The organism is Burkholderia sp. MR1-5-21, assembly GCF_053427715.1.
Genome location: NZ_JBSAXD010000015.1, coordinates 154,246 through 172,196 on the forward strand (window position 1 = coordinate 154,246; position 17,951 = coordinate 172,196).

Sequence of the window (17,951 nt, forward strand, 5' to 3'; positions counted from 1 at the left end):
GTTCGCCGACGGGTCCGTTTGACGCAGGCGCTTGCGTGGCGCCAGGTCGGACCATCGGGACCTCGCTCGCGTCCCGATACTCGCGACGGTGCCAACGCCGACGATTTTTCACTCAAGGAGCTCTTACACCATGAATGCCCCCGAATTCCGGCATCGCGCGACGGCCGACTACCAGCGCAGCGATGCTGCGCATCACCTGCACGCGTTCGTCGACCAGAAGGCGTTGAACGAAGCCGGCCCGCGCGTGATGGTGCGCGGCGAGGGCGTCTATCTGTGGGACAACGACGGCAACCGCTACATCGACGGCATGGCCGGCCTCTGGTGCACGAACGTCGGCTATGGTCGCGACGAGCTGATCGACGCGGCCACGCGCCAGATGAAGCAGCTTTCGTACTACAACATGTTCTTCCATACGACGCATCCGGCCGTGATCGAGCTGTCCGAGCGCCTGTTCTCGCTGCTGGGCGACCGCTTCGGCCACGTCGTCTACACGAACTCCGGCTCGGAATCGAACGAGGTGCTGATCCGTACCGTGCGCCGCTTCTGGGACGTGATGGGCAAGCCGGAGAAGAAGGTGCTCATCGGCCGCGTGAACGGCTATCACGGCTCGACGGTGGGTAGCGCGTCGCTCGGCGGGATGGCGTTCATGCACGAGATGGGCGACCTGCCGATTCCGAACATCACGCACGTCGACGAACCATACTGGTACGCGAACGGCGGCGATCTCACGCCGGAAGAATTCGGTCGCCAGGCGGCGCTGTCGCTCGAGCGCAAGATCCTGGCGCTCGGGGCCGAGCGCGTCGCGGCGTTCGTCGCGGAGCCGTTCCAGGGCGCGGGTGGCATGATCTTCCCGCCCGACGGCTACTGGCAGGAAATCGAGCGGATCTGCCGCCAGTACGACGTGCTGCTCTGCGCTGACGAAGTGATCGGCGGCTTCGGCCGCACCGGCGAATGGTTCGCGCACCGCCACTTCGGCTTCGAGCCGGATCTGATCTGCATCGCGAAGGGGCTCACGTCCGGTTACGTGCCGATGGGTGGCCTGATCATGAGCCGCCGGATCGGTGACGCACTGGTCGAGAAGGGCGGCGTTTATGCGCACGGCCTGACTTACTCCGGTCACCCGGTGGCGGCCGCGGTGGCGCTCGCGAATCTCGACGTGCTGGAGCGCGAGCAACTCGTCACGCGCACGAGGACGGACACGGGGCCGTATCTGCAGAACGCGCTGCGCGATGCATTCGGCGATCATCCGCTGGTCGGTGAGATCCAGGGCGTGGGCGCGGTCGGCGCGATCCAGTTTGCGAAGGACAAGGCGACGCGCGAGCGCTTCGCGAACGAAGCGGAGCTGACGTGGCACAGCCGCACGGTCGGCTTCGAGCTGGGCGCGATCGTGCGCTCGACGAATGGCCGCCTGATCGTCGCGCCACCGCTCGTGATCGATCGGCCGCAGATCGACGAGCTGGTCGGCAAGATGCGCGATGCCGTCGACGCGACCTGGCGGAAGATCCAGGGCGCGAGCTGACGCGTGACGCGTCGCACGGGAAAGTGCTGCGGCGCGGCTCGCTGCTCCCGTTCGCCGCGTCGGCTATTTCGACAGCGCTCGCGCGATCTCGTCGCAGCAGAACGCGGAGAAATCGCGAATGAGCTGACGTGGATGCGAGCGCTTCGAATGCGCGACGCCGAGCACCGCAGGCTTGACCTGTTCCTTGATCGGCAGCGTGACGAACCGGCCGCCGTCGACGGTGCGCGTATTGTTCAGCGGAAAATTGTGGATGCTGTAGCCGAGGCCGTGCGCGACCATCCCGCGCACGACCTCGGGTTGCGACGACCGGAATGCCGGAATCGGCCGGTTGCCGATCTGATCGAACAGCGACGAGAAATATTCCTTGCTGTGTGCGAGGTCGAGCAGCACATAGGGCTCGTCGACCAGGTCCTTGAGGCTGACCGTGTCGCCGCCCGCGAGCCGGTGCTTGGCCGGCAGCAGCACGTGCGGCGGAAATTCGATGATCGGCGTGAAGTCGATCTCGTCGGTGATGTCGATGTCGTAGGTCAGCGCGATGTCGAGCGTGCCGTCGCGCAGGCCGACGAACAGCATTTCCTGGTCGCCTTCGTGCGTGCTGAACTCGACGCCATGGCGATCGCGCAGGAAGCGGCTGATCAGCCAGGGCATGATGGGCGGCGCGACCGACGTGAGGCAGCCGAGCGAGATCGTGCCCGCTATGCCCGTGTCCGAATGGCGTGCGGCGATCTGCAGTTCCTCTGCGCTCTTCAACAGGTCGCGCGCGCGTCCGAGCAGGTCGCGGCCTGCCTGCGTCAGCGACAGCCCGTGTGCGTGATGCCGGATGAACAGTTGCAGCCCGAACGCGGTTTCGAGCTCCGACAACGCGGACGAAATGGACGGCTGCGACACGTGCAGCCGCTTGGCCGCCGCGGTGAAAGACAGTGCTTCTGCCGTGGCGACGAAATACTTCAGTTGCCGCAACGAATAATAAAGGGGGGCGAGTTCCATGTCCGGTGCGTCCAGCGATCGGCGTGCGAAGGATCGGCGGCTGTCGTGGGCTGCATAGGTTAATCCTTTTTTAGGAATAGAAAAACAATATTTTCAGAATGACCTGCGCACGGATAAATTGATGCGAACCGGGTCCTGCGCGCCGGGGCAAACGGTGTTCGCGTACGCATGGACCTCACGCAAGCCATTCAACAGACAGGACATTCAACGTGACCGGAGCGAGCATGGGACAACACGCGCCGCAGCAGGCAGGAGGCCAGGCATGACGTTTTCGATTGCCGGGCGTTGCGCGCGCACGGGTGCGGTGGGCGGCATCGTCGCCAGTTCGAGCATCGCGGTAACGAGCCGGTGCCTTTGGGCGAGCCGCGACGGTGTCGTGCTGAGCCAGAACGTGACCGACCCGCGCCTCGGGCAGATCGGCCTCGCCGAACTGGCGCAGGGCTATGGCGCGCCGGCCGTGCTCGAACGGCTCGCGACGGCGCGTGCCTATCCGGAATGGCGGCAACTCGCGGTGCTCGACGCCACGGGCTTCTCCGCATGGCGCACCGGCGAACGCGCGCTCGGGCTGCACGCGGGGACGAGCGGCAAGGACTGTGTCGCGGTCGGCAACCTGCTCGCGAACTGCGGCGTGCCGGCGGCGATGGTCGACGCATTCGAATCGCTTGCGTCGCACGCGCTGCCCGAGCGCCTGTTGCGCGCACTCGAAGCGGGGCTCGCAGCGGGCGGCGAGATGGGCCCCGTGCATTCGGCGGGCCTGTGTGTATTCGATGGCGCGAGCTGGCCGGTCGCGGCGCTGCGCGTCGACTGGAGCGATGCGCCGATCGCCGGGCTGCGCGCGATATGGGAGCGCTATGCGCCGCAGATGAACGACTACGTGCTGCGGGCGGTCGATCCGACCCGCGCGCCGTCTTACGGCGTGCCGGGCGACGAATAGACGGTCCTGCATGCGCTGCACACACCGCTGCAATGACGCACACCTGAACATGGAGAGCAGGAGACAGACATGAACGCAATCGCCGACATCGCGCCGGATTTCAGTGAATGGCAACGCCTCGCCGCGCGCATCGAACCGCGCGCGCAAGCCTTCATCGACGGACGTTTCGTCGATGCGCGCAGCGGCAAGACCTTCGACGCGATCAATCCCGCAACCGAAACCGTGCTTGCGAGCGTCGCGTCGTGCGACGCCGACGACATCGATCTCGCGGTGCGCGCGGCCCGCGCGTCGTTCGAAGCGGGGCACTGGTCGCGCCGGCCGGCCGGTGAGCGCAAGAAGGTCTTGCGCCGGCTCGGCGAGCTGATCGCCGAACATCGCGCGGAGTTCGCACTCCTCGATTCGCTGAACATGGGCAAGCGCGTCGCGGACGCGTGGCAATTCGACGTGCCGGCATCGGCGGAACTGTTCGCGTGGTACGGCGAGGCAATCGACAAGGTGAACGGCGAAGTCGCGCCGACCGACGCCGGCAACCTCGCGATCGTGTCGCGCGAACCGCTCGGCGTGGTCGGCGCAGTCGTGCCGTGGAATTTTCCGCTCGACATGGTCGCGTGGAAAGTCGCGCCGGCGCTCGCCGCAGGCAACAGCGTCGTGCTGAAGCCGGCGGAGCAGTCGCCGCTGTCCGCGCTGCGGCTCGCGGAACTCGCACGCGAAGCCGGGTTGCCGGACGGCGTGCTGAACGTGGTGCCGGGTCTCGGCGAGACGGCGGGCGCGGCGCTCGGGCTGCATCCCGATGTCGACGTGCTCGCATTTACCGGGTCGACCGCGATCGGCAAGCGCTTCCTCGAGTATGCGGCGCGTTCGAACATGAAGCAGGTGTGGCTCGAATGCGGCGGCAAGAGCCCGAACCTCGTATTCGACAATGCGGACGATCTTGACGTCGCCGCACAAAAGGCCTGCTTCGGCATCTTCTTCAACCAGGGCGAAGTCTGCTCCGCGAACTCGCGGTTGCTCGTGCAACGGTCGATTCACGATGCGTTCGTCGAGAAGCTGGTCACGTACGCGCGCGCCTACATGCCGGGCAATCCGCTCGATCCGGCAAGCGGCATGGGCGCGATCGTCGATGGCGCGCAGTTCGACCGCATCAATGCAAGCATTGCCGACGGGCGCAAGGTCGCATCGCTCGCATGTGGCGGCGCGCCGGTTCGCGTGAACGGCAAGGGCTACTTCATCGAACCGACCATTTTCACCGGCGTCTCGCACGATTCCGCGCTGTCGCGCGACGAGATCTTCGGGCCCGTGCTGTCGGTGATCGCGTTCGACAGCGAAGCGGAAGCGATCCGGCTCGCGAACGATTCGATCTACGGGCTCGCGGCGTCGGTATGGAGCGGGAGCCTGTCGCGCGCGCACCGTGTGGCGGCGAGCCTCCGCGCGGGGACCGTATCCGTGAACACCGTCGACGCGCTCAGCATGCAGACGCCGTTCGGCGGCTTCCGGCAGTCGGGATTCGGGCGGGACCTATCGCTGCATGCGCTCGACAAGTTCACGGGGCTCAAGACGACGTGGATCAAGTATTGATCCGGTGCTGATCGCGAAAGCGGCGTGCGGTCGGCACGCCACGCCGTCGCACGCGTTGCACCTTCGACGTGTGCCGGCGCGCTTCACCGTTCCGGCGGCCGCGTGACCCGCGTTGCAGCCATTGCAGAAGAACACGAAAAACACGATGAAACACCCACGACTCGAAGCCACGCTGTCGCTGCTGAAGACGCTCGTCGAATTCGATACGCGCAGCGCGCGCTCGAATCTCGACCTGATCGCGTTCGTGCACGACTACCTGACGGGTTTCGGCATCGACGCGACGCTGATCTACAGCGATGCGCGGGACAAGGCGAACCTGTACGCGACGATCGGCCCGCGTGACCGGGCAGGGCTGTGCCTGTCGGGCCATACCGACGTCGTGCCGGCGGACGGCCAGCCGTGGACGGTGCCGCCGTTTGCGCTCACGCGCGTCGGCGATCGCGCGCTGGGCCGCGGCACCGCCGACATGAAGGGCTATCTCGCAGCGGTGCTCGCCAGCGTGCCGCATTTTGTCGAGCACTGTCGCGAACTGCCAATTCATCTCGCGTTCAGCTACGACGAGGAAGTGGGCTGCCGCGGCGTTCGCGGCCTGCTCGACGAGCTGAAGCGCGCGCCGTTCAAGCCGCTCGCATGCATCATCGGCGAGCCGACCGACATGCAGGTCGCGATCGCGCACAAGGGCAAGCGGGCGTATCGCTGCTGCTTCAAGGGGCTCGCGGCGCATTCGGCGCTGACGCATCTCGGCGTGAATGCCGTGGAGTTCGCGGCGGAGCTGGCCGTGCACCTGCGTCGCACGAGTCGCGATCTGCAGCGATATGGGCTGCAAGACACGCGGTTCGAGCCGCCGTTCTCGACGGTACACACCGGCAAGCTCAACGGCGGCATCGCGTTGAACGTCGTCCCGGATCGCGCGGAGCTCGAGTTCGAGGTCCGCAATCTGCCGGGCGAGCGGGCGGAGCGCATCGTCAGTGCCGTGAAGCAGTACGCGGAGCGCGAGCTCGAGCCCGAGATGCGCGAGGTGTCGGACAGGAGCGGAATCGAATGGCAGAAGCTCGTCGACTATCCGGCGCTCGCGGCGGACCCGTCGTCCGACTGGTTGCGCGACATGGCGTGCGAATTGACGGGCGATCCGACGTTGCGAACGCTGTCGTTCGGTACCGAAGGCGGGCTGTTTCAGCAGATCGGCATTCCGACGATCGTTTGCGGGCCGGGCTCGATGGCGCAGGGTCACAAGGCCGATGAATATGTCGAACTCGATCAGCTCGATCGATGTCTGCAGTTTCTCGAAAAAGTCGCCACGCATTTCCCCGGGCACGTGAAGCCTATTGCCGCCGTCTGACGACCGGCGCCACGCGGAAAATACTCAGGATGCCATATCGGTGACATGAAGGAAGGGCGCATGAAGCACACGCGCGGGAGGGGCTTCGCCGCGGCGTAACGCGGCGCGGCCGCAGGCCTCGCGCTGCCGGAGCAGGAGCTTTTTCCTGGCCTGCAACGACAAAAATCATCGTTTCGCAAACCGCCGGCGCTGAACAGAATAGAACCTGACCCAACCCACAGAGTCGCAAGCGTGGCAGATCGGTGATCGGACAGGCGACTGTCCGGCGATGCACGACGGACGAGCGATCCGCATCGACGACGAGGCCATGACCGACCCGAACCGTCCTGGAGGAGGAATGAGTCGTGACAGTTGAAAAAATCTCGATTGATACGCTTGTCGTCGGCGCCGGTCAGGCCGGCGTCGCGATGAGCGAACACCTCGGCAAACTCGGGGTGCCGCACCTTGTCCTGGAGCGCGATCGCATTGCCGAGCGGTGGCGCACCGGACGGTGGGACTCGCTGGTCGCCAACGGTCCCGCCTGGCACGATCGCTTCCCCGGTCTCGAGTTCGACGATCTCGACCCCGACGCTTTCGCATCCAAGGATCGTGTGGCGGACTATTTCGAAGCGTACGCGACAAAGTTCAACGCGCCGATCCGCACGGGCGTGGAAGTGACGAAGGTCGTGCGCAATGCCGACCGGCCGGGCTTCACGATCGAAACGTCCGACGGCGTGATCGAGGCCAATCGCGTCGTGGTCGCAACCGGACCTTTCCAGCGGCCGGTGATCCCGCCGATTGCACCCGAAGTCGACAGCATTACGCAGATCCATTCCGCCGACTATCGCAATCCCCGGCAACTGCCCGACGGCGCTGTCCTGGTGGTCGGCGCCGGGTCATCGGGCGTGCAGATCGCGGATGAGCTGCAGCGTGCCGGCAAGCAGGTCTATCTGTCGGTCGGCGCGCATGATCGTCCGCCGCGCGCCTATCGCAACCGCGACTTCTGCTGGTGGCTGGGCGTGTTGGGCGAATGGGACGCCGAAGTCACGCGGCCGGGCAGGGAGCACGTCACCATTGCGGTGAGCGGTGCACGCGGCGGCCATACCGTCGACTTCCGGCGTCTTGCGTATCAGGGGGTCACGCTCGTCGGCCTGACGAAATCGTTCGATGGCGGCGTCGTGACGTTCGAAAAGGATCTGGCGGAGAACATCGCCCGCGGCGACGAGAACTACCTGTCGCTGCTGGATGCGGCGGACGCCTATGTCGCCCGCAATGGCCTCGATCTTCCAGCGGAACCCGATGCCCGCATCATGCTTCCGGATCCGGATTGCGTGACCGATCCGGTTCTCGCGCTCGATCTCGTCGCGGCCGGCGTCACGTCGATCGTCTGGGCGACCGGCTATGCGGTCGACTATGGCTGGCTGCACGTCGACGCCTTCCACGCAAGCGGCAAGCCGAAGCATCAGCGCGGCATTTCGAGCGAGCCCGGCATTTATTTCCTCGGGCTGCCGTGGCTGTCGCGCCGCGGCTCCGCCTTCATCTGGGGCGTCTGGCACGATGCCCGGCACATTGCCGACCATATCGCCACGCAGCGCAAATACCTGTCCTATCGCGACGCGTCGCATCGTGACGTGCAAGCTCATCGAGCGGAAGCATCCGATTGCGCGTGCGCGGAACGGAATGTTCAGAAAATCAACGAAGTGGGAGTAATCTGATGCCGACTCATACCCGCATCCGCATGTTCAATACAAAGGATACCTATCCGAATCAGTCGCTGGACAACGACCTCTGCCAGGCCGTGCGTGCCGGCAACACGGTCTATGTGCGCGGCCAGGTCGGTACCGATTTCGAAGGCCGGCTGGTCGGTCTTGGCGACCCGCGCGCGCAGGCCGAGCAGGCGATGAAGAACGTCAAGCAACTGCTGGAAGAGGCGGGCAGCGATCTGACTCACATCGTCAAGACCACCACGTATCTGATCGATCCGCGCTATCGCGAGCCGGTGTACCAGGAGGTCGGCAAGTGGCTGAAGGGCGTGTTCCAGATTTCCACCGGCCTCGTCGTGAGTGCGCTGGGCCAGCCGCAATGGCTGATGGAAATCGACGTGATCGCGGTCGTCCCGGACGGCTGGCAGCCGAGTCAGGGCTGACAAGCGGGACTGAGAAGCGGGACATGACCTTCTCCGTCATCCGGCGCTGCCCCTGAAACCGGACAGCGCGGGATTGCCGGCAGCGCCCCCGGTGTCGCGGCCGGCGCCCGATTGCCGTCGGTTGGTGCGGGCAGCGAAGTGGCGGCGACACGGCGCGTCGCCATGCCTGCCGTCGGCCTGCCACTCCGCGCATCTACGCCGGCGACGCCTGATGCATGTCGGCAAACCGCTCGCGGCAAAATTCCAGGAAGAGCTGGGCGGGCTTCGTCAACTGCCCGCGCCTGAGTCGGGCACTCGCAAGCCCTGAGCTCGCAACGGGCTCCGCGATATCGACTGCCACCACCTTCCTTCCGTCGTACGCGCATTCGGAATGCGGGCGCGTCACCAGCAGCGAAAAACCGAATCCCTGGCCGACCATCCCGCGCACCATCTCGATCGACGGTGAACCGAATACGATGTTCGGCGTCAGGCCCAGGTCGTGGAACAGGCTGACGAAGTAGGTTCGGCTCGGCTGCAGGTCCAGCAGGATCATCGGCTCCGGACAGAGGTCGCGCAGCGAGACCTGCGCCTGCCCGGCGAAGCGATGGTTTCCCGGCAGCAGCACATAAGGCTTCTGCGGCGGCATCAACGGTTCAGTTTCGATGGTGCCGTCCAGGTCGTGATCGTAGAGGAACGCAAGATCGAACGTGCCGGCGGTCAGGCCTTGCACCAGCTCCTGCTGGTCGCCGTCGCGGATGCGGATGTTCACGCCCGGATAGCGCTCGCGAAAGCCGGCAACCAGTTGCGGCAGGTAGAGCGGGGCGACCGTTTCGAAGCAGCCGATATCGACCTGCCCGGCGACGATGTCGTTGTCGGCCAGAGCGTTCTGCTCGAACTCGTGCGCCATGCGCAGCAGTTCCTGTGCCTTTCGGTAGAAACGCATGCCGCCGGGAGTCAACGACACGCCCTGTGCGTGATGGCGGATGAAGAGCTTCACGTTGAAGCTCTCCTCGAGGCCCTTGATCGCGCTGGACACGGAAGGTTGTGCGATGTACAGCTGGCGTGACGCTTCTGCCACGCTGCCGGCCTCGACCGTCGTCACGAAGTACTTGAGCTGTCGCAAGGTATAGAACGCCATGGGGACCTCTGCTGCGGGGATCGGGACATCGGCGTCCGATGCGGAAATGGCGCAGGCGCTTCGCGACGATCTGCGGCGCCAACTGGCCGACAGCACGCAAAGCGCCTGCGCCGGGCCGGCGCCTCGCGCGAGGCGCCGGCCGAACGAGCATCAGAACGAGTAAATGAACTGCGTGGCGAGCAGGTCGTTGTTCTTGGCGTAAGAGCCGTCGTTGCGCAGGAACACCTTGTTGTTCGCCCAGTCGTGCCGGTATTCGACCTTCACGGTGATCTGCTGCGTCGGGTAGAACAGCAGGTCGAGTGCGACGTCCTGACGGTTCGCGCCCTTGCATTCGAAGCCCATGCCGCCGCCGGCCTTCGACGTCGCGAGGCAGTCCGAGTCGACGCCGAAGCCGTTGTTCGGATCCATGCCGTTGCCGTTCAGCACGATACCGCCACCGCCGCCGCCGTTCTTGCTGTCGACGAGCAGGTCGTAGCGCAGCGTCGCGCCCATCCGGCCGACCACCGGCATGGTGAACTTGCGGTGCGCGAGCAGCGACAGCCCGTACCACTGCGCGTTGCCGCCGTTGAACGCCGCGTTTTGCTGCTGGCCGTAGTCGAGTTCAGCGTTGTACTGCACGTCCGCGAGCGTGTAGGTCGCGTCGAGCTCGCCGAAGAAGAACGTGCCGCCCGAGCGCGGCGCATTGCCGCCGACGCCGTAATGCACGACGCCGTTCGAGTCGATCGCGCTGGGCAGCGTCTGCCGGCCGATGTTGAATGAGCCACCGAGATCCAGCGCACTCGACCACGTGTAGTCCGCGCGCGCGGTGAAGGTCGGGATGCGGTTGCTGATCGTGATCGGATCGCCGAGCGCATTCGTGCCCGTCTGCGTGACCGCGCCGTACGTGCGGTACTGCTCGTTGCCGAGAAAGAACTTCCACGCCCAGTTGCCCTTCGTGTAGTTCGCGCCGATGCCGACGTAGCTGCCCGGATCGGAGAAGTCGTACAGCAGGTTGTGCGTGAGCGTGAGCATCTGGTTCGACTGCTGTACCTCGTAGCCGCCGAAGCTCGGGATCAGGCCCGCGACGAGTGTCGTCGTCGCGGTGAGCGGCACGTTGACGACGGCCGTGTTCAGGATGTTGTCAGTGAGCGAGCCATGCTTGTTCTGCAGCAGCGTGATGCCGTTTCCACGGTTCGGCATCAGCGTGATCTCGGCCGACGGCGCCATCGGGCCGACGCCGAAGGTCTTCTTGATGTCGAGGTACAGGTCGCCGAACGTGCTGTTGAAGTAGTTGTATGCGCTCTCGTGGTTCGCGAACAGGAACGACGACGTGCCCGCCGCGCGGTTATAGATGTAGGTCGGATCGATGTAGCCGGTGACGGACAGCCCCGCGATCGGCCCGGTGTTCGCGGCGTCGCTCAGCGAGTCGACCTTGAGCTGCTGGTTCGCGATCTGCTGCTTCATCGCCGATACGTCGTCGTTGGTGAGCTGAGCCGGCGCCTTGCCGTAGTCCGGCGAAGACTCGTCCACCGGCGCCGCGGCGGCAGGCGTGGCTTCGGCCGCCTTCGGCTTCGCGGCGAGCTGCGCGCGCATCGCGTTCATCTCCTTCTGCAGTGCGTGAAGTTCGGCTTGCAGCGTCTTGATCTGGTCACTCGTCGATTCGGCTGCGGCAAAACCGGGCAGGCTTCCGGCGACCATCAGACAGATGAGTTTCTTTCTCATTCAAATTCTCCTTCCATGCCGTATAGAGGGGGGCTTCCTATGCGCGTGCGGTATCGAGCGCGTGACGTGTAGCGTCCGGCTGCGGTGCCGGCGGACACGCTTGCGGGCTGTCGGCTACCGCGAACGCCGCTTTCAGGTCGCGTGCGCGTTTGCGCTCGCGGATCAGCATCCAGCGGTTCACGGCGATCACGCCGATCGTCACGGCGGTGATGAAGAGGGTCGCGAGTGCGTTCATCTCCGGATTCAGGCCGAGGCGCACACGCGAGAACACGACCAGCGGCAGCGTGGTCGAGCCGGGACCCGACAGGAATGCGGACAGCACGAGGTCGTCGATCGACAGCGTGAACGACAGCAGCCAGCCCGACAGCAGCGCCTGCGAAATCAGCGGCAGCGTGATCAGGAAGAACACCTTGAACGGCGTTGCACCGAGGTCGAGCGCAGCTTCCTCGAGCGACTTGTTCATCTCTTTCACGCGTGACTGCACGATGATCGCGACGTAGGACACGCACAGCATCACGTGGCCGATCCACATCGTGATCACGCCGCGGCCCTTCGGCCAGCCGAGCAGTTGTTCCATCGCAACGAACAGCAGCAGCAGCGAGATGCCCTGGATCACCTCCGGAATCACCAGCGGCGCGTTGATCATGCCGGCGAAGAACGTGAAACCCTTGAAGCGGCCGAAGCGCGCAAGCACGTAACCGGCCCACGTGCCGATCACGACCGACGCGAACGCGGTCATCAGGCCGATCTTCAGCGACAGCCATGCAGCCGTCAGCAGTTCGTCGTCTTGCCACAGCGCCGCATACCACTTCAGCGAGAAGCCCGACCATACGGTCACGAGCTTTGATTCGTTGAACGAGTAGACGACGAGGCTGATGATCGGGATGTACAGGAACAGGAAACCAAGCGTCAGCACGCCGGTGGAAAGGGGTTTGTTCGGCTTGATCATTTCGAGCCCTCCAGCTCCTTGACCTGGTAATACTGGAAGACCGCCATCGGCACGAGCAGCAGCAGCACCATCGCGACGGTCACCGCGGAGGCCATCGGCCAGTCCATGTCGTTGAAGAACTCGCTCCACATCACGCGGCCGATCATCAACGTGTCGGCACCGCCGAGCAGTTCGGGGATCACGTACTCGCCCACCGCCGGGATGAACACCAGCAGGCTGCCCGCGATGATTCCGTTCTTCGACAGCGGCAGCGTGACCTTCGTGAACGCGACCCACGGCTTCGCGCCGAGGTCGTACGCGGCTTCGAGAAGCGTCAGGTCCATCTTCACGAGGTGCGCGTACAGCGGCATCACCATGAACGGCAGGTACGAATAGACCATGCCGATGTAAACGCCGATATCGGTGTGATAGAGGCGGAACGGCGTGTGGATCAGGCCGAGCGCCATCAGCGTGTGATTGAGCAGGCCGTCGTCCTTCAGGATGCCGATCCATGCGTACACGCGGATCAGGAACGAGGTCCAGAACGGCAGCATCACGCCCATCATCAGCATGTTGCGCGTGGCGGGTTCCGAGCGCGCGATGTAGTACGCGACGGGATAGCCGATCAGCAGGCAGCAGACCGTCGACACGGCGGCCATCTTCAGCGAGCTGAGATAGGTCGCCACGTACAGGCTGTCCTGCAGCAGGAACGCGTAGTGGCCGAACTGCAGCGCGAAGTGCACGACGCCGTCGCTGATGCTCGCCAGCGTCGTGTACGGCGGGATGCCCATCATCTGGTCGGCGAAGCTGATCTTCAGCACCAGCACGAAGGGCACCGCGAAGAAGATCGTGAGCCACAGGAACGGCACGCCGATCACGACGCTGCGGCCGGACGGCAGGAAACGCAGGAAACGCAGGAAACGTGATAGCGCGGCGAAGCGGCTGGCGCGCGGCCGGGACGGCACGGCGGCCACGGCGCCGGACGGGACCTGCGCGGCGGAGGAGGGGGTGGAAGTTTTCATTGCGTCAGCACCACGCCGCTCGCCGGCGACCAGGAGACGAACACGTCGTCGTTGCAGGAAGGCGCACCGTCGCGCATCAATTGGGTGCTCGAGAGATTCGACACGACCGTCTTGCCGCTCGGCAGGCGTACGTGGTACAGCGAATAGCTGCCCATGTATGCGACGTCCGACACGACGCCGCGCGCCCAGTTGTGCTGCGAGCTCGGCTTGGTCACCGACACGTGGATGCGTTCCGGGCGCACCGAGATGCCGACCGGCATGCCGAGCGGGCCCGTGACGCCGTGGCTTACATACATCCGCGCTTCGAGGTCGTCGCTCTCGACGAAGATGTGGTCGGGCTCGTCCTCGACGACGCGGCCTTCGAACAGGTTGGTCGAGCCGATGAACTCGGCCGTGAACCGGCTGTTCGGAAAATCGTAGACTTCGTTCGGCGAGCCGATCTGCACGATGTGGCCTTCGCTCATCACCGCGAGGCGGCTCGCCATCGTCATCGCCTCTTCCTGGTCGTGCGTGACCATCACGCAGGTGACGTCGACCTTCTCGATGATGTTCACCAGTTCGAGCTGCGTTTTCTGGCGGATCTTCTTGTCGAGCGCGGACATCGGCTCGTCGAGCAGCAGCAGCTTCGGGCGCTTGACGAGCGAGCGTGCGAGCGCAACACGCTGCTGCTGGCCGCCCGACAGCTGATGCGGCTTGCGCTTCGCGTACTTGCTCATCTGCACGAGTGCGAGCGCATCGGCGACGCGCTCCTTGATCTCGTTCTTCGGCGTGCCTTCCTGCTTCAGGCCGAATGCGACGTTCGACTCGACCGACATGTGCGGGAACAGCGCGTACGACTGGAACATCATGTTCACCGGGCGGCGGTACGGCGGCAGCGATGCAAGGTCTTCGCCGTCGACGTAGATCTTGCCGGAGGTCGCCGTTTCCAGCCCGGCGAGCATGCGCAGCAGCGTCGACTTGCCGCAACCCGAGCTGCCGAGCAGCGCGAACAGCTCGTTCTTCGCGATCGTCAGGTTCACGTTGTCGACGGCGGTGCTGTCGCCGAATTTCTTCACGACGTTTTCGATGCGGACGAATTCGTCCGGTTTCGCTTTCGTCGTAACCGGGTTGCGGGCCACGGGCGTGGCGCCGTTGGAGTGCGTCGGGTTCATGATGTGGTGGTTCCTTGCGGATCGCAGGCATGAGCGTTCCCGCTCGAGGCGCGCGGGGCGACTCGAGGGACACGCTGTAATCGGGAGACACGGGGGCTGCGCGGCGTGACGGTCTTCAGCGCAGACGGCTTGCCATGCGGCTGGCTTCACGCGGGCAGGGGGCGAGCGCCCCCTGCGCCGCAACGTTCGGTGCGTCGCTGCCGGCGCTCAGTGGCCGGTCTTCAGTTGTGCCCACAGGCGGTTTTCGAGCCGCAGGATGTCCGCCGGCAGCGGCTTCATCAGCGTCATCTTGTTCAGCACGTCCTCGGGCGGATAGACGCCCTTGTCCTGCAGCACCGCGGGCGTGACGAACTGGCGCGCGGGGGCGTTCGCGGTGGGGTAGAACACCTCGTTGGTGATCCCCGCATTGACCTTCGGATCCTCGATGTAGTTGATCCAGGCCAGCGCGGCTTCGGGATGCGGCGCATCCTTCGGCACCACCATCACATCGAACCAGACGAGGCCGCCTTCCTTCGCGTTGCTGAACCCGATATCGAACGAGCGCTTCGCTTCCGATGAGCGGCGGTGAGCAATGCCCACGTCGCCGGACCAGCCGAGCGTCACGCAGATGTCGTTGTTCGCGAGGTCGTTGATGTAGCCCGACGAGTTGAACTGCGTGATGTACGGGCGAACCTTTTTCAGTATGTCGAACGCGGACTGGTAGTCGGCCGGGTTCGTGCTGTTCGGGTTCTTGCCCATGTATTGCAGCGTTGCGGCGAACACGTCGACGGGCTGGTCGAGGAACGACACGCCACAGCTTTTCAGTTTCGACAGGTTTGCCGGGTCGAACACGAGCGACCAGCTATCGACCGGCGCGTTCGCGCCGAGCGCCTTCTGCACGGCCTGCACGTTGTAGCCGATGCCGTCGGTGCCGTACGCATAGGGCGCGCCGTACTGGTTGCCAGGATCGGCCTGCGAGATGATCTTCATCAGCACCGGATCGAGGTTCTTCAGGTTCGGCAGCTTCGACTTGTCGAGCTTCTGGTAGACGCCCGCCTGGATCTGCTTGGCCATGTAGTTCGACGTCGGCACCACGACGTCATATCCGGAGCTGCCCGCGAGCAGCTTGGCCTGCAGCGTGTCATCGCTGTCGTAATTGTCGTACTTGACGTGGATGCCCGTCGTCTTCTCGAAGCCGGGAATCGTGTCCTTGCCGATATAGTCAGACCAGTTGTACACGTTCACCACGGCATCGCCCGCGACGGCGGGCTCGGCGGGCAGCGTGACGAGCGCCGCGACGGCAAGCATCGCGACGCTCGCGGCGAGTTTCGGAAGACGATCCGAGTGTTTTGGAATGCTCATTAAATGTCTCCTGTGGGCGGCTGATCCGGACCATGTCGAACGTTGTCCGTTCCGGATGCAAACGGTGATGCCGGGCGATGCGTGCGCGCTTGCGCGGGGCCGATATCGAACGACGATGCAAGCCTAGCACCGGGCATTCATTGGCTAAAAATAGTTTTCCTGGTCATTGCATAGCTTTGTTCTATACGGCAGTCGGCGTCAGGCCGCTGCCATGCGATGTAGTTGCATTGAAAGGAAGGGAAAACGACAGTGCGCGAATCGCGCATCAGGTGAACTGAAGCCGCATGCCGAGCATGCGCGATGGAAGGTTGGCCGGGATACGCGACCGTGCTCTGCAGCGCATGATCACGAGTCCCGGCCGATCCTGTCAGTTGCCCTTCGGCGGCACGACCTGGCCGCGGATCTCGCCGTCCGGGTGGTCCTTCGTATGCACGTTGATGTACATGTCGCCGTCCATGAACATCTGCGCGTCGGACGGGGACAGCGTCGCCTGACCGCTGAGCGGGCTCGCGGTCGACATCGCGCCTTTCTGCGACACCCAGACCAAGGGCGACGCATTCTTGCCGGCCGGCGCCGGACCGTGGAAGTGCGCCATCGTGGCGGGGCCCGACAGGCCGTTGAACGTGACCGTCCACTTGACGACGCGGGTATCCGGATCGTAGGTCAGATCGGCCGTGCCGGTGCCATGGGTCTGGACGGGCGGAACTTCCTGCGCGCCGGCAAGCGGCACGGAAAACGACACCGGTGCCGCTTGCGCGAGCGTCATCGATCCCGCACATACGAGCGCGGCGACTACCGCGGAAGCCTGCCGCAACGTTGAAGTGACCATCAGTGATCTCCTATCCGGTGTTGCCCGGCCGATTCGCGTCCACCTGCAGCTGTTCGACCGGGCGCCTACCAACCGCGGCGCAACACGCCCGATACCGGCCGCCGCTACAACGTTGGCAGCCGCTCGAACGCGTCGAAGCGCGTGAATGGCGGCGGCACGTCCGTCGCCTCGAGTTTCTCGACGAGCGCGGCGGACATGCCATCGCGCATCCATTCGCACATGTCGGCGAGCTGCGCCGGGGCGCCCTGAAGCATTGCCTCGACGGAGCCGTCCATGCGGTTGCGCACCCAGCCCGTCACGTTCAGCACGCGCGCGTGGTGCACGCAGGCCTCGCGGTACCCGACGCCCTGAACCCGTCCGTGCACCCGAACCAGCCGAGTTTCGAGCCCGCCGCCGTTTCCGTTCATTCGACGTCCCCTGATGCACCCGTTCGGCATCCTCATGCCGCGCATTCCGCGTCCGAATCGCGTTGCGTCCGCACCGGCGCGGCGACAGAATGGATGTTCGTCCACCTGTGAGTATAGGAGGATGTATGCGCATCCTGGTCGTCGGAGCGACAGGGCTCCTCGGAAAGGAAATCGTCGACTTGCTGTCGGCGGAACACGACGTGATCGGCGCGAGCCGCAAAGGGTCGGCCATCACGGTGGATATCTCGGACAAGGCGTCGATCGCCACGATGTACCAGCACGCCGAGCCGCTCGACGCGGTGGTCTGCGTGGCCGGTACGGCCCGGTTCGCGCCGCTCGACACGCTCGCCGACGGCGACTTCGCGTTCAGCCTCGCGAACAAGCTGATGGGGCAGGTGAACCTCGTGCGCTGCGGCGTCGCGAGCATCAGGCAGGGCGGGTCGATCACGTTGACGAGCGGGCTGCTCGCCCAGCACCCGATGCCGGGCAGCGCGGCGGTGAGCATCGTCAATGCCGGCGTGGAGGCGTTCGCCCGTGCGGCGGCGCTCGAACTGAAAGGCCGGCTGCGCGTGAATGTCGTCAGTCCCGGGTGGGTCGCCGAAACGCTTCAGGCAATGGGGCGCGATCCGAGCAGCGGCGTGCATGCAGCGGTCGTCGCGCAGGCGTTTCGCAAGTGCGTGGTGGAAGACTTTACCGGGCAGGTCGTGTCCGCGACGCACGGATGACGCGAGCCTTGGCGACGGCATGCCGCCTTGAATCGCCCGTCGCGAATCTCCCGCCGTGATGCGACCGCGATCGAATCGCGGACGCACCGGCTGGCCGGGTGCGCTTGCGCTCGGGCCCGGCAGTCCGATTGCTCGGCGCCCTTCGCTCGCGCGATTTCCCGATCCGATCCCGGCCCGCTGCCGGCGCGTCGCCCGCGCAGCGTAAGCGGACTTGACGCGATGAGCGCGGATCCATTGCCTAAACTCTATGT

At 65.0% G+C, this 17,951-nt stretch carries 16 protein-coding genes; 7 read left to right on the plus strand and 9 right to left on the minus strand.

Going from position 1 to position 17,951, the window contains the following annotated elements:
• The first annotated feature begins 130 nt into the window (after window positions 1–130).
• On the plus strand, window positions 131–1,519 hold the full coding sequence (locus ACV229_RS21360; protein ID WP_448085088.1) for an aspartate aminotransferase family protein: 1,389 nt from the start codon (window positions 131–133) through the stop codon (window positions 1,517–1,519).
• 63 nt (window positions 1,520–1,582) lie between these two features.
• Here the strand turns inward: ACV229_RS21360 and ACV229_RS21365 are convergent, their stop codons facing one another.
• Window positions 1,583–2,506: a LysR family transcriptional regulator gene (locus ACV229_RS21365; RefSeq protein WP_448085089.1), complete on the minus strand. Its 924-nt coding sequence runs from the start codon at window positions 2,504–2,506 to the stop codon at window positions 1,583–1,585.
• A 262-nt stretch (window positions 2,507–2,768) separates the two neighbouring features.
• Between ACV229_RS21365 and ACV229_RS21370 the strand changes: the two genes are divergently transcribed.
• From ACV229_RS21370 to ACV229_RS21390, 5 genes are all read left to right on the plus strand, one after another.
• The gene (locus ACV229_RS21370; RefSeq protein WP_448085090.1) at window positions 2,769–3,440 is read left to right on the plus strand and encodes a DUF1028 domain-containing protein; all 672 of its coding nucleotides are present in this window, start codon (window positions 2,769–2,771) and stop codon (window positions 3,438–3,440) included.
• Between the two features lie 69 nt (window positions 3,441–3,509).
• A complete protein-coding gene (locus ACV229_RS21375) occupies window positions 3,510–5,015 on the plus strand; it encodes an aldehyde dehydrogenase (protein ID WP_448085091.1) in 1,506 nt (501 codons plus the stop codon).
• Window positions 5,016–5,160: 145 nt separating this feature from the next.
• A complete protein-coding gene (gene argE / locus ACV229_RS21380; RefSeq protein WP_448085092.1) occupies window positions 5,161–6,354 on the plus strand; it encodes an acetylornithine deacetylase in 1,194 nt (397 codons plus the stop codon).
• 344 nt (window positions 6,355–6,698) lie between these two features.
• The gene (locus tag ACV229_RS21385; RefSeq protein ID WP_448085093.1) at window positions 6,699–8,048 is read left to right on the plus strand and encodes a flavin-containing monooxygenase; all 1,350 of its coding nucleotides are present in this window, start codon (window positions 6,699–6,701) and stop codon (window positions 8,046–8,048) included.
• Window positions 8,048–8,479, plus strand: a complete 432-nt coding sequence (locus ACV229_RS21390) for a RidA family protein (protein ID WP_448085094.1) — start codon at window positions 8,048–8,050, stop codon at window positions 8,477–8,479. Before ACV229_RS21385 ends, ACV229_RS21390 begins: the two co-directional genes overlap by 1 nt.
• 193 nt (window positions 8,480–8,672) lie before the next feature.
• Here ACV229_RS21390 and ACV229_RS21395 read toward each other — a convergent pair whose 3' ends face one another.
• The 8 genes from ACV229_RS21395 to ACV229_RS21430 all read right to left on the minus strand — a co-directional run bounded on the left by ACV229_RS21395 (window position 8,673) and on the right by ACV229_RS21430 (window position 16,975).
• On the minus strand, window positions 8,673–9,596 hold the full coding sequence (locus ACV229_RS21395) for a LysR family transcriptional regulator (protein ID WP_448085138.1): 924 nt from the start codon (window positions 9,594–9,596) through the stop codon (window positions 8,673–8,675).
• 150 nt (window positions 9,597–9,746) lie between these two features.
• Window positions 9,747–11,297 (minus strand): DUF3138 family protein, encoded by a 1,551-nt coding sequence (locus tag ACV229_RS21400; protein ID WP_448085095.1) that lies wholly within the window; start codon window positions 11,295–11,297, stop codon window positions 9,747–9,749.
• A gap of 37 nt (window positions 11,298–11,334) precedes the next feature.
• Window positions 11,335–12,246 (minus strand): ABC transporter permease subunit, encoded by a 912-nt coding sequence (locus ACV229_RS21405; protein WP_448085096.1) that lies wholly within the window; start codon window positions 12,244–12,246, stop codon window positions 11,335–11,337.
• Entirely contained in the window at window positions 12,243–13,247 is a 1,005-nt protein-coding gene (locus ACV229_RS21410) for an ABC transporter permease subunit (protein WP_448085097.1), read from the minus strand. Before ACV229_RS21410 ends, ACV229_RS21405 begins: the two co-directional genes overlap by 4 nt.
• A complete protein-coding gene (locus ACV229_RS21415) occupies window positions 13,244–14,398 on the minus strand; it encodes an ABC transporter ATP-binding protein (protein WP_448085098.1) in 1,155 nt (384 codons plus the stop codon). Before ACV229_RS21415 ends, ACV229_RS21410 begins: the two co-directional genes overlap by 4 nt.
• Window positions 14,399–14,605: 207 nt before the next feature.
• Window positions 14,606–15,685: a polyamine ABC transporter substrate-binding protein gene (locus tag ACV229_RS21420; protein ID WP_448085139.1), complete on the minus strand. Its 1,080-nt coding sequence runs from the start codon at window positions 15,683–15,685 to the stop codon at window positions 14,606–14,608.
• Window positions 15,686–16,106: 421 nt separating this feature from the next.
• Window positions 16,107–16,568 (minus strand): CHRD domain-containing protein, encoded by a 462-nt coding sequence (locus ACV229_RS21425; protein ID WP_448085099.1) that lies wholly within the window; start codon window positions 16,566–16,568, stop codon window positions 16,107–16,109.
• 104 nt (window positions 16,569–16,672) lie between these two features.
• Complete coding sequence (locus ACV229_RS21430; protein WP_448085100.1) at window positions 16,673–16,975, minus strand: acylphosphatase; 303 nt, start codon at window positions 16,973–16,975, stop codon at window positions 16,673–16,675.
• A 125-nt stretch (window positions 16,976–17,100) separates the two neighbouring features.
• On the opposite strand from ACV229_RS21430, the gene ACV229_RS21435 reads away from it, so the two are divergent.
• Window positions 17,101–17,700 (plus strand): short chain dehydrogenase, encoded by a 600-nt coding sequence (locus ACV229_RS21435; RefSeq protein WP_448085101.1) that lies wholly within the window; start codon window positions 17,101–17,103, stop codon window positions 17,698–17,700.
• Window positions 17,701–17,951: the final 251 nt, after the last annotated feature.

Coding starts and splice junctions, on each gene's coding strand:
- ACV229_RS21360 (WP_448085088.1), top strand. CDS start 131: ATGAATGCCCCCGAATTCCGGCATCGCGCGACGGCCGACTACCAGCGC.
- ACV229_RS21365 (WP_448085089.1), bottom strand. CDS start 2,506: ATGGAACTCGCCCCCCTTTATTATTCGTTGCGGCAACTGAAGTATTTC.
- ACV229_RS21370 (WP_448085090.1), top strand. CDS start 2,769: ATGACGTTTTCGATTGCCGGGCGTTGCGCGCGCACGGGTGCGGTGGGC.
- ACV229_RS21375 (WP_448085091.1), top strand. CDS start 3,510: ATGAACGCAATCGCCGACATCGCGCCGGATTTCAGTGAATGGCAACGC.
- argE (WP_448085092.1), top strand. CDS start 5,161: ATGAAACACCCACGACTCGAAGCCACGCTGTCGCTGCTGAAGACGCTC.
- ACV229_RS21390 (WP_448085094.1), top strand. CDS start 8,048: ATGCCGACTCATACCCGCATCCGCATGTTCAATACAAAGGATACCTAT.
- ACV229_RS21395 (WP_448085138.1), bottom strand. CDS start 9,596: ATGGCGTTCTATACCTTGCGACAGCTCAAGTACTTCGTGACGACGGTC.
- ACV229_RS21400 (WP_448085095.1), bottom strand. CDS start 11,297: ATGAGAAAGAAACTCATCTGTCTGATGGTCGCCGGAAGCCTGCCCGGT.
- ACV229_RS21405 (WP_448085096.1), bottom strand. CDS start 12,246: ATGATCAAGCCGAACAAACCCCTTTCCACCGGCGTGCTGACGCTTGGT.
- ACV229_RS21410 (WP_448085097.1), bottom strand. CDS start 13,247: ATGAAAACTTCCACCCCCTCCTCCGCCGCGCAGGTCCCGTCCGGCGCC.
- ACV229_RS21415 (WP_448085098.1), bottom strand. CDS start 14,398: ATGAACCCGACGCACTCCAACGGCGCCACGCCCGTGGCCCGCAACCCG.
- ACV229_RS21420 (WP_448085139.1), bottom strand. CDS start 15,685: ATGCTTGCCGTCGCGGCGCTCGTCACGCTGCCCGCCGAGCCCGCCGTC.
- ACV229_RS21425 (WP_448085099.1), bottom strand. CDS start 16,568: ATGGTCACTTCAACGTTGCGGCAGGCTTCCGCGGTAGTCGCCGCGCTC.
- ACV229_RS21430 (WP_448085100.1), bottom strand. CDS start 16,975: ATGAACGGAAACGGCGGCGGGCTCGAAACTCGGCTGGTTCGGGTGCAC.
- ACV229_RS21435 (WP_448085101.1), top strand. CDS start 17,101: ATGCGCATCCTGGTCGTCGGAGCGACAGGGCTCCTCGGAAAGGAAATC.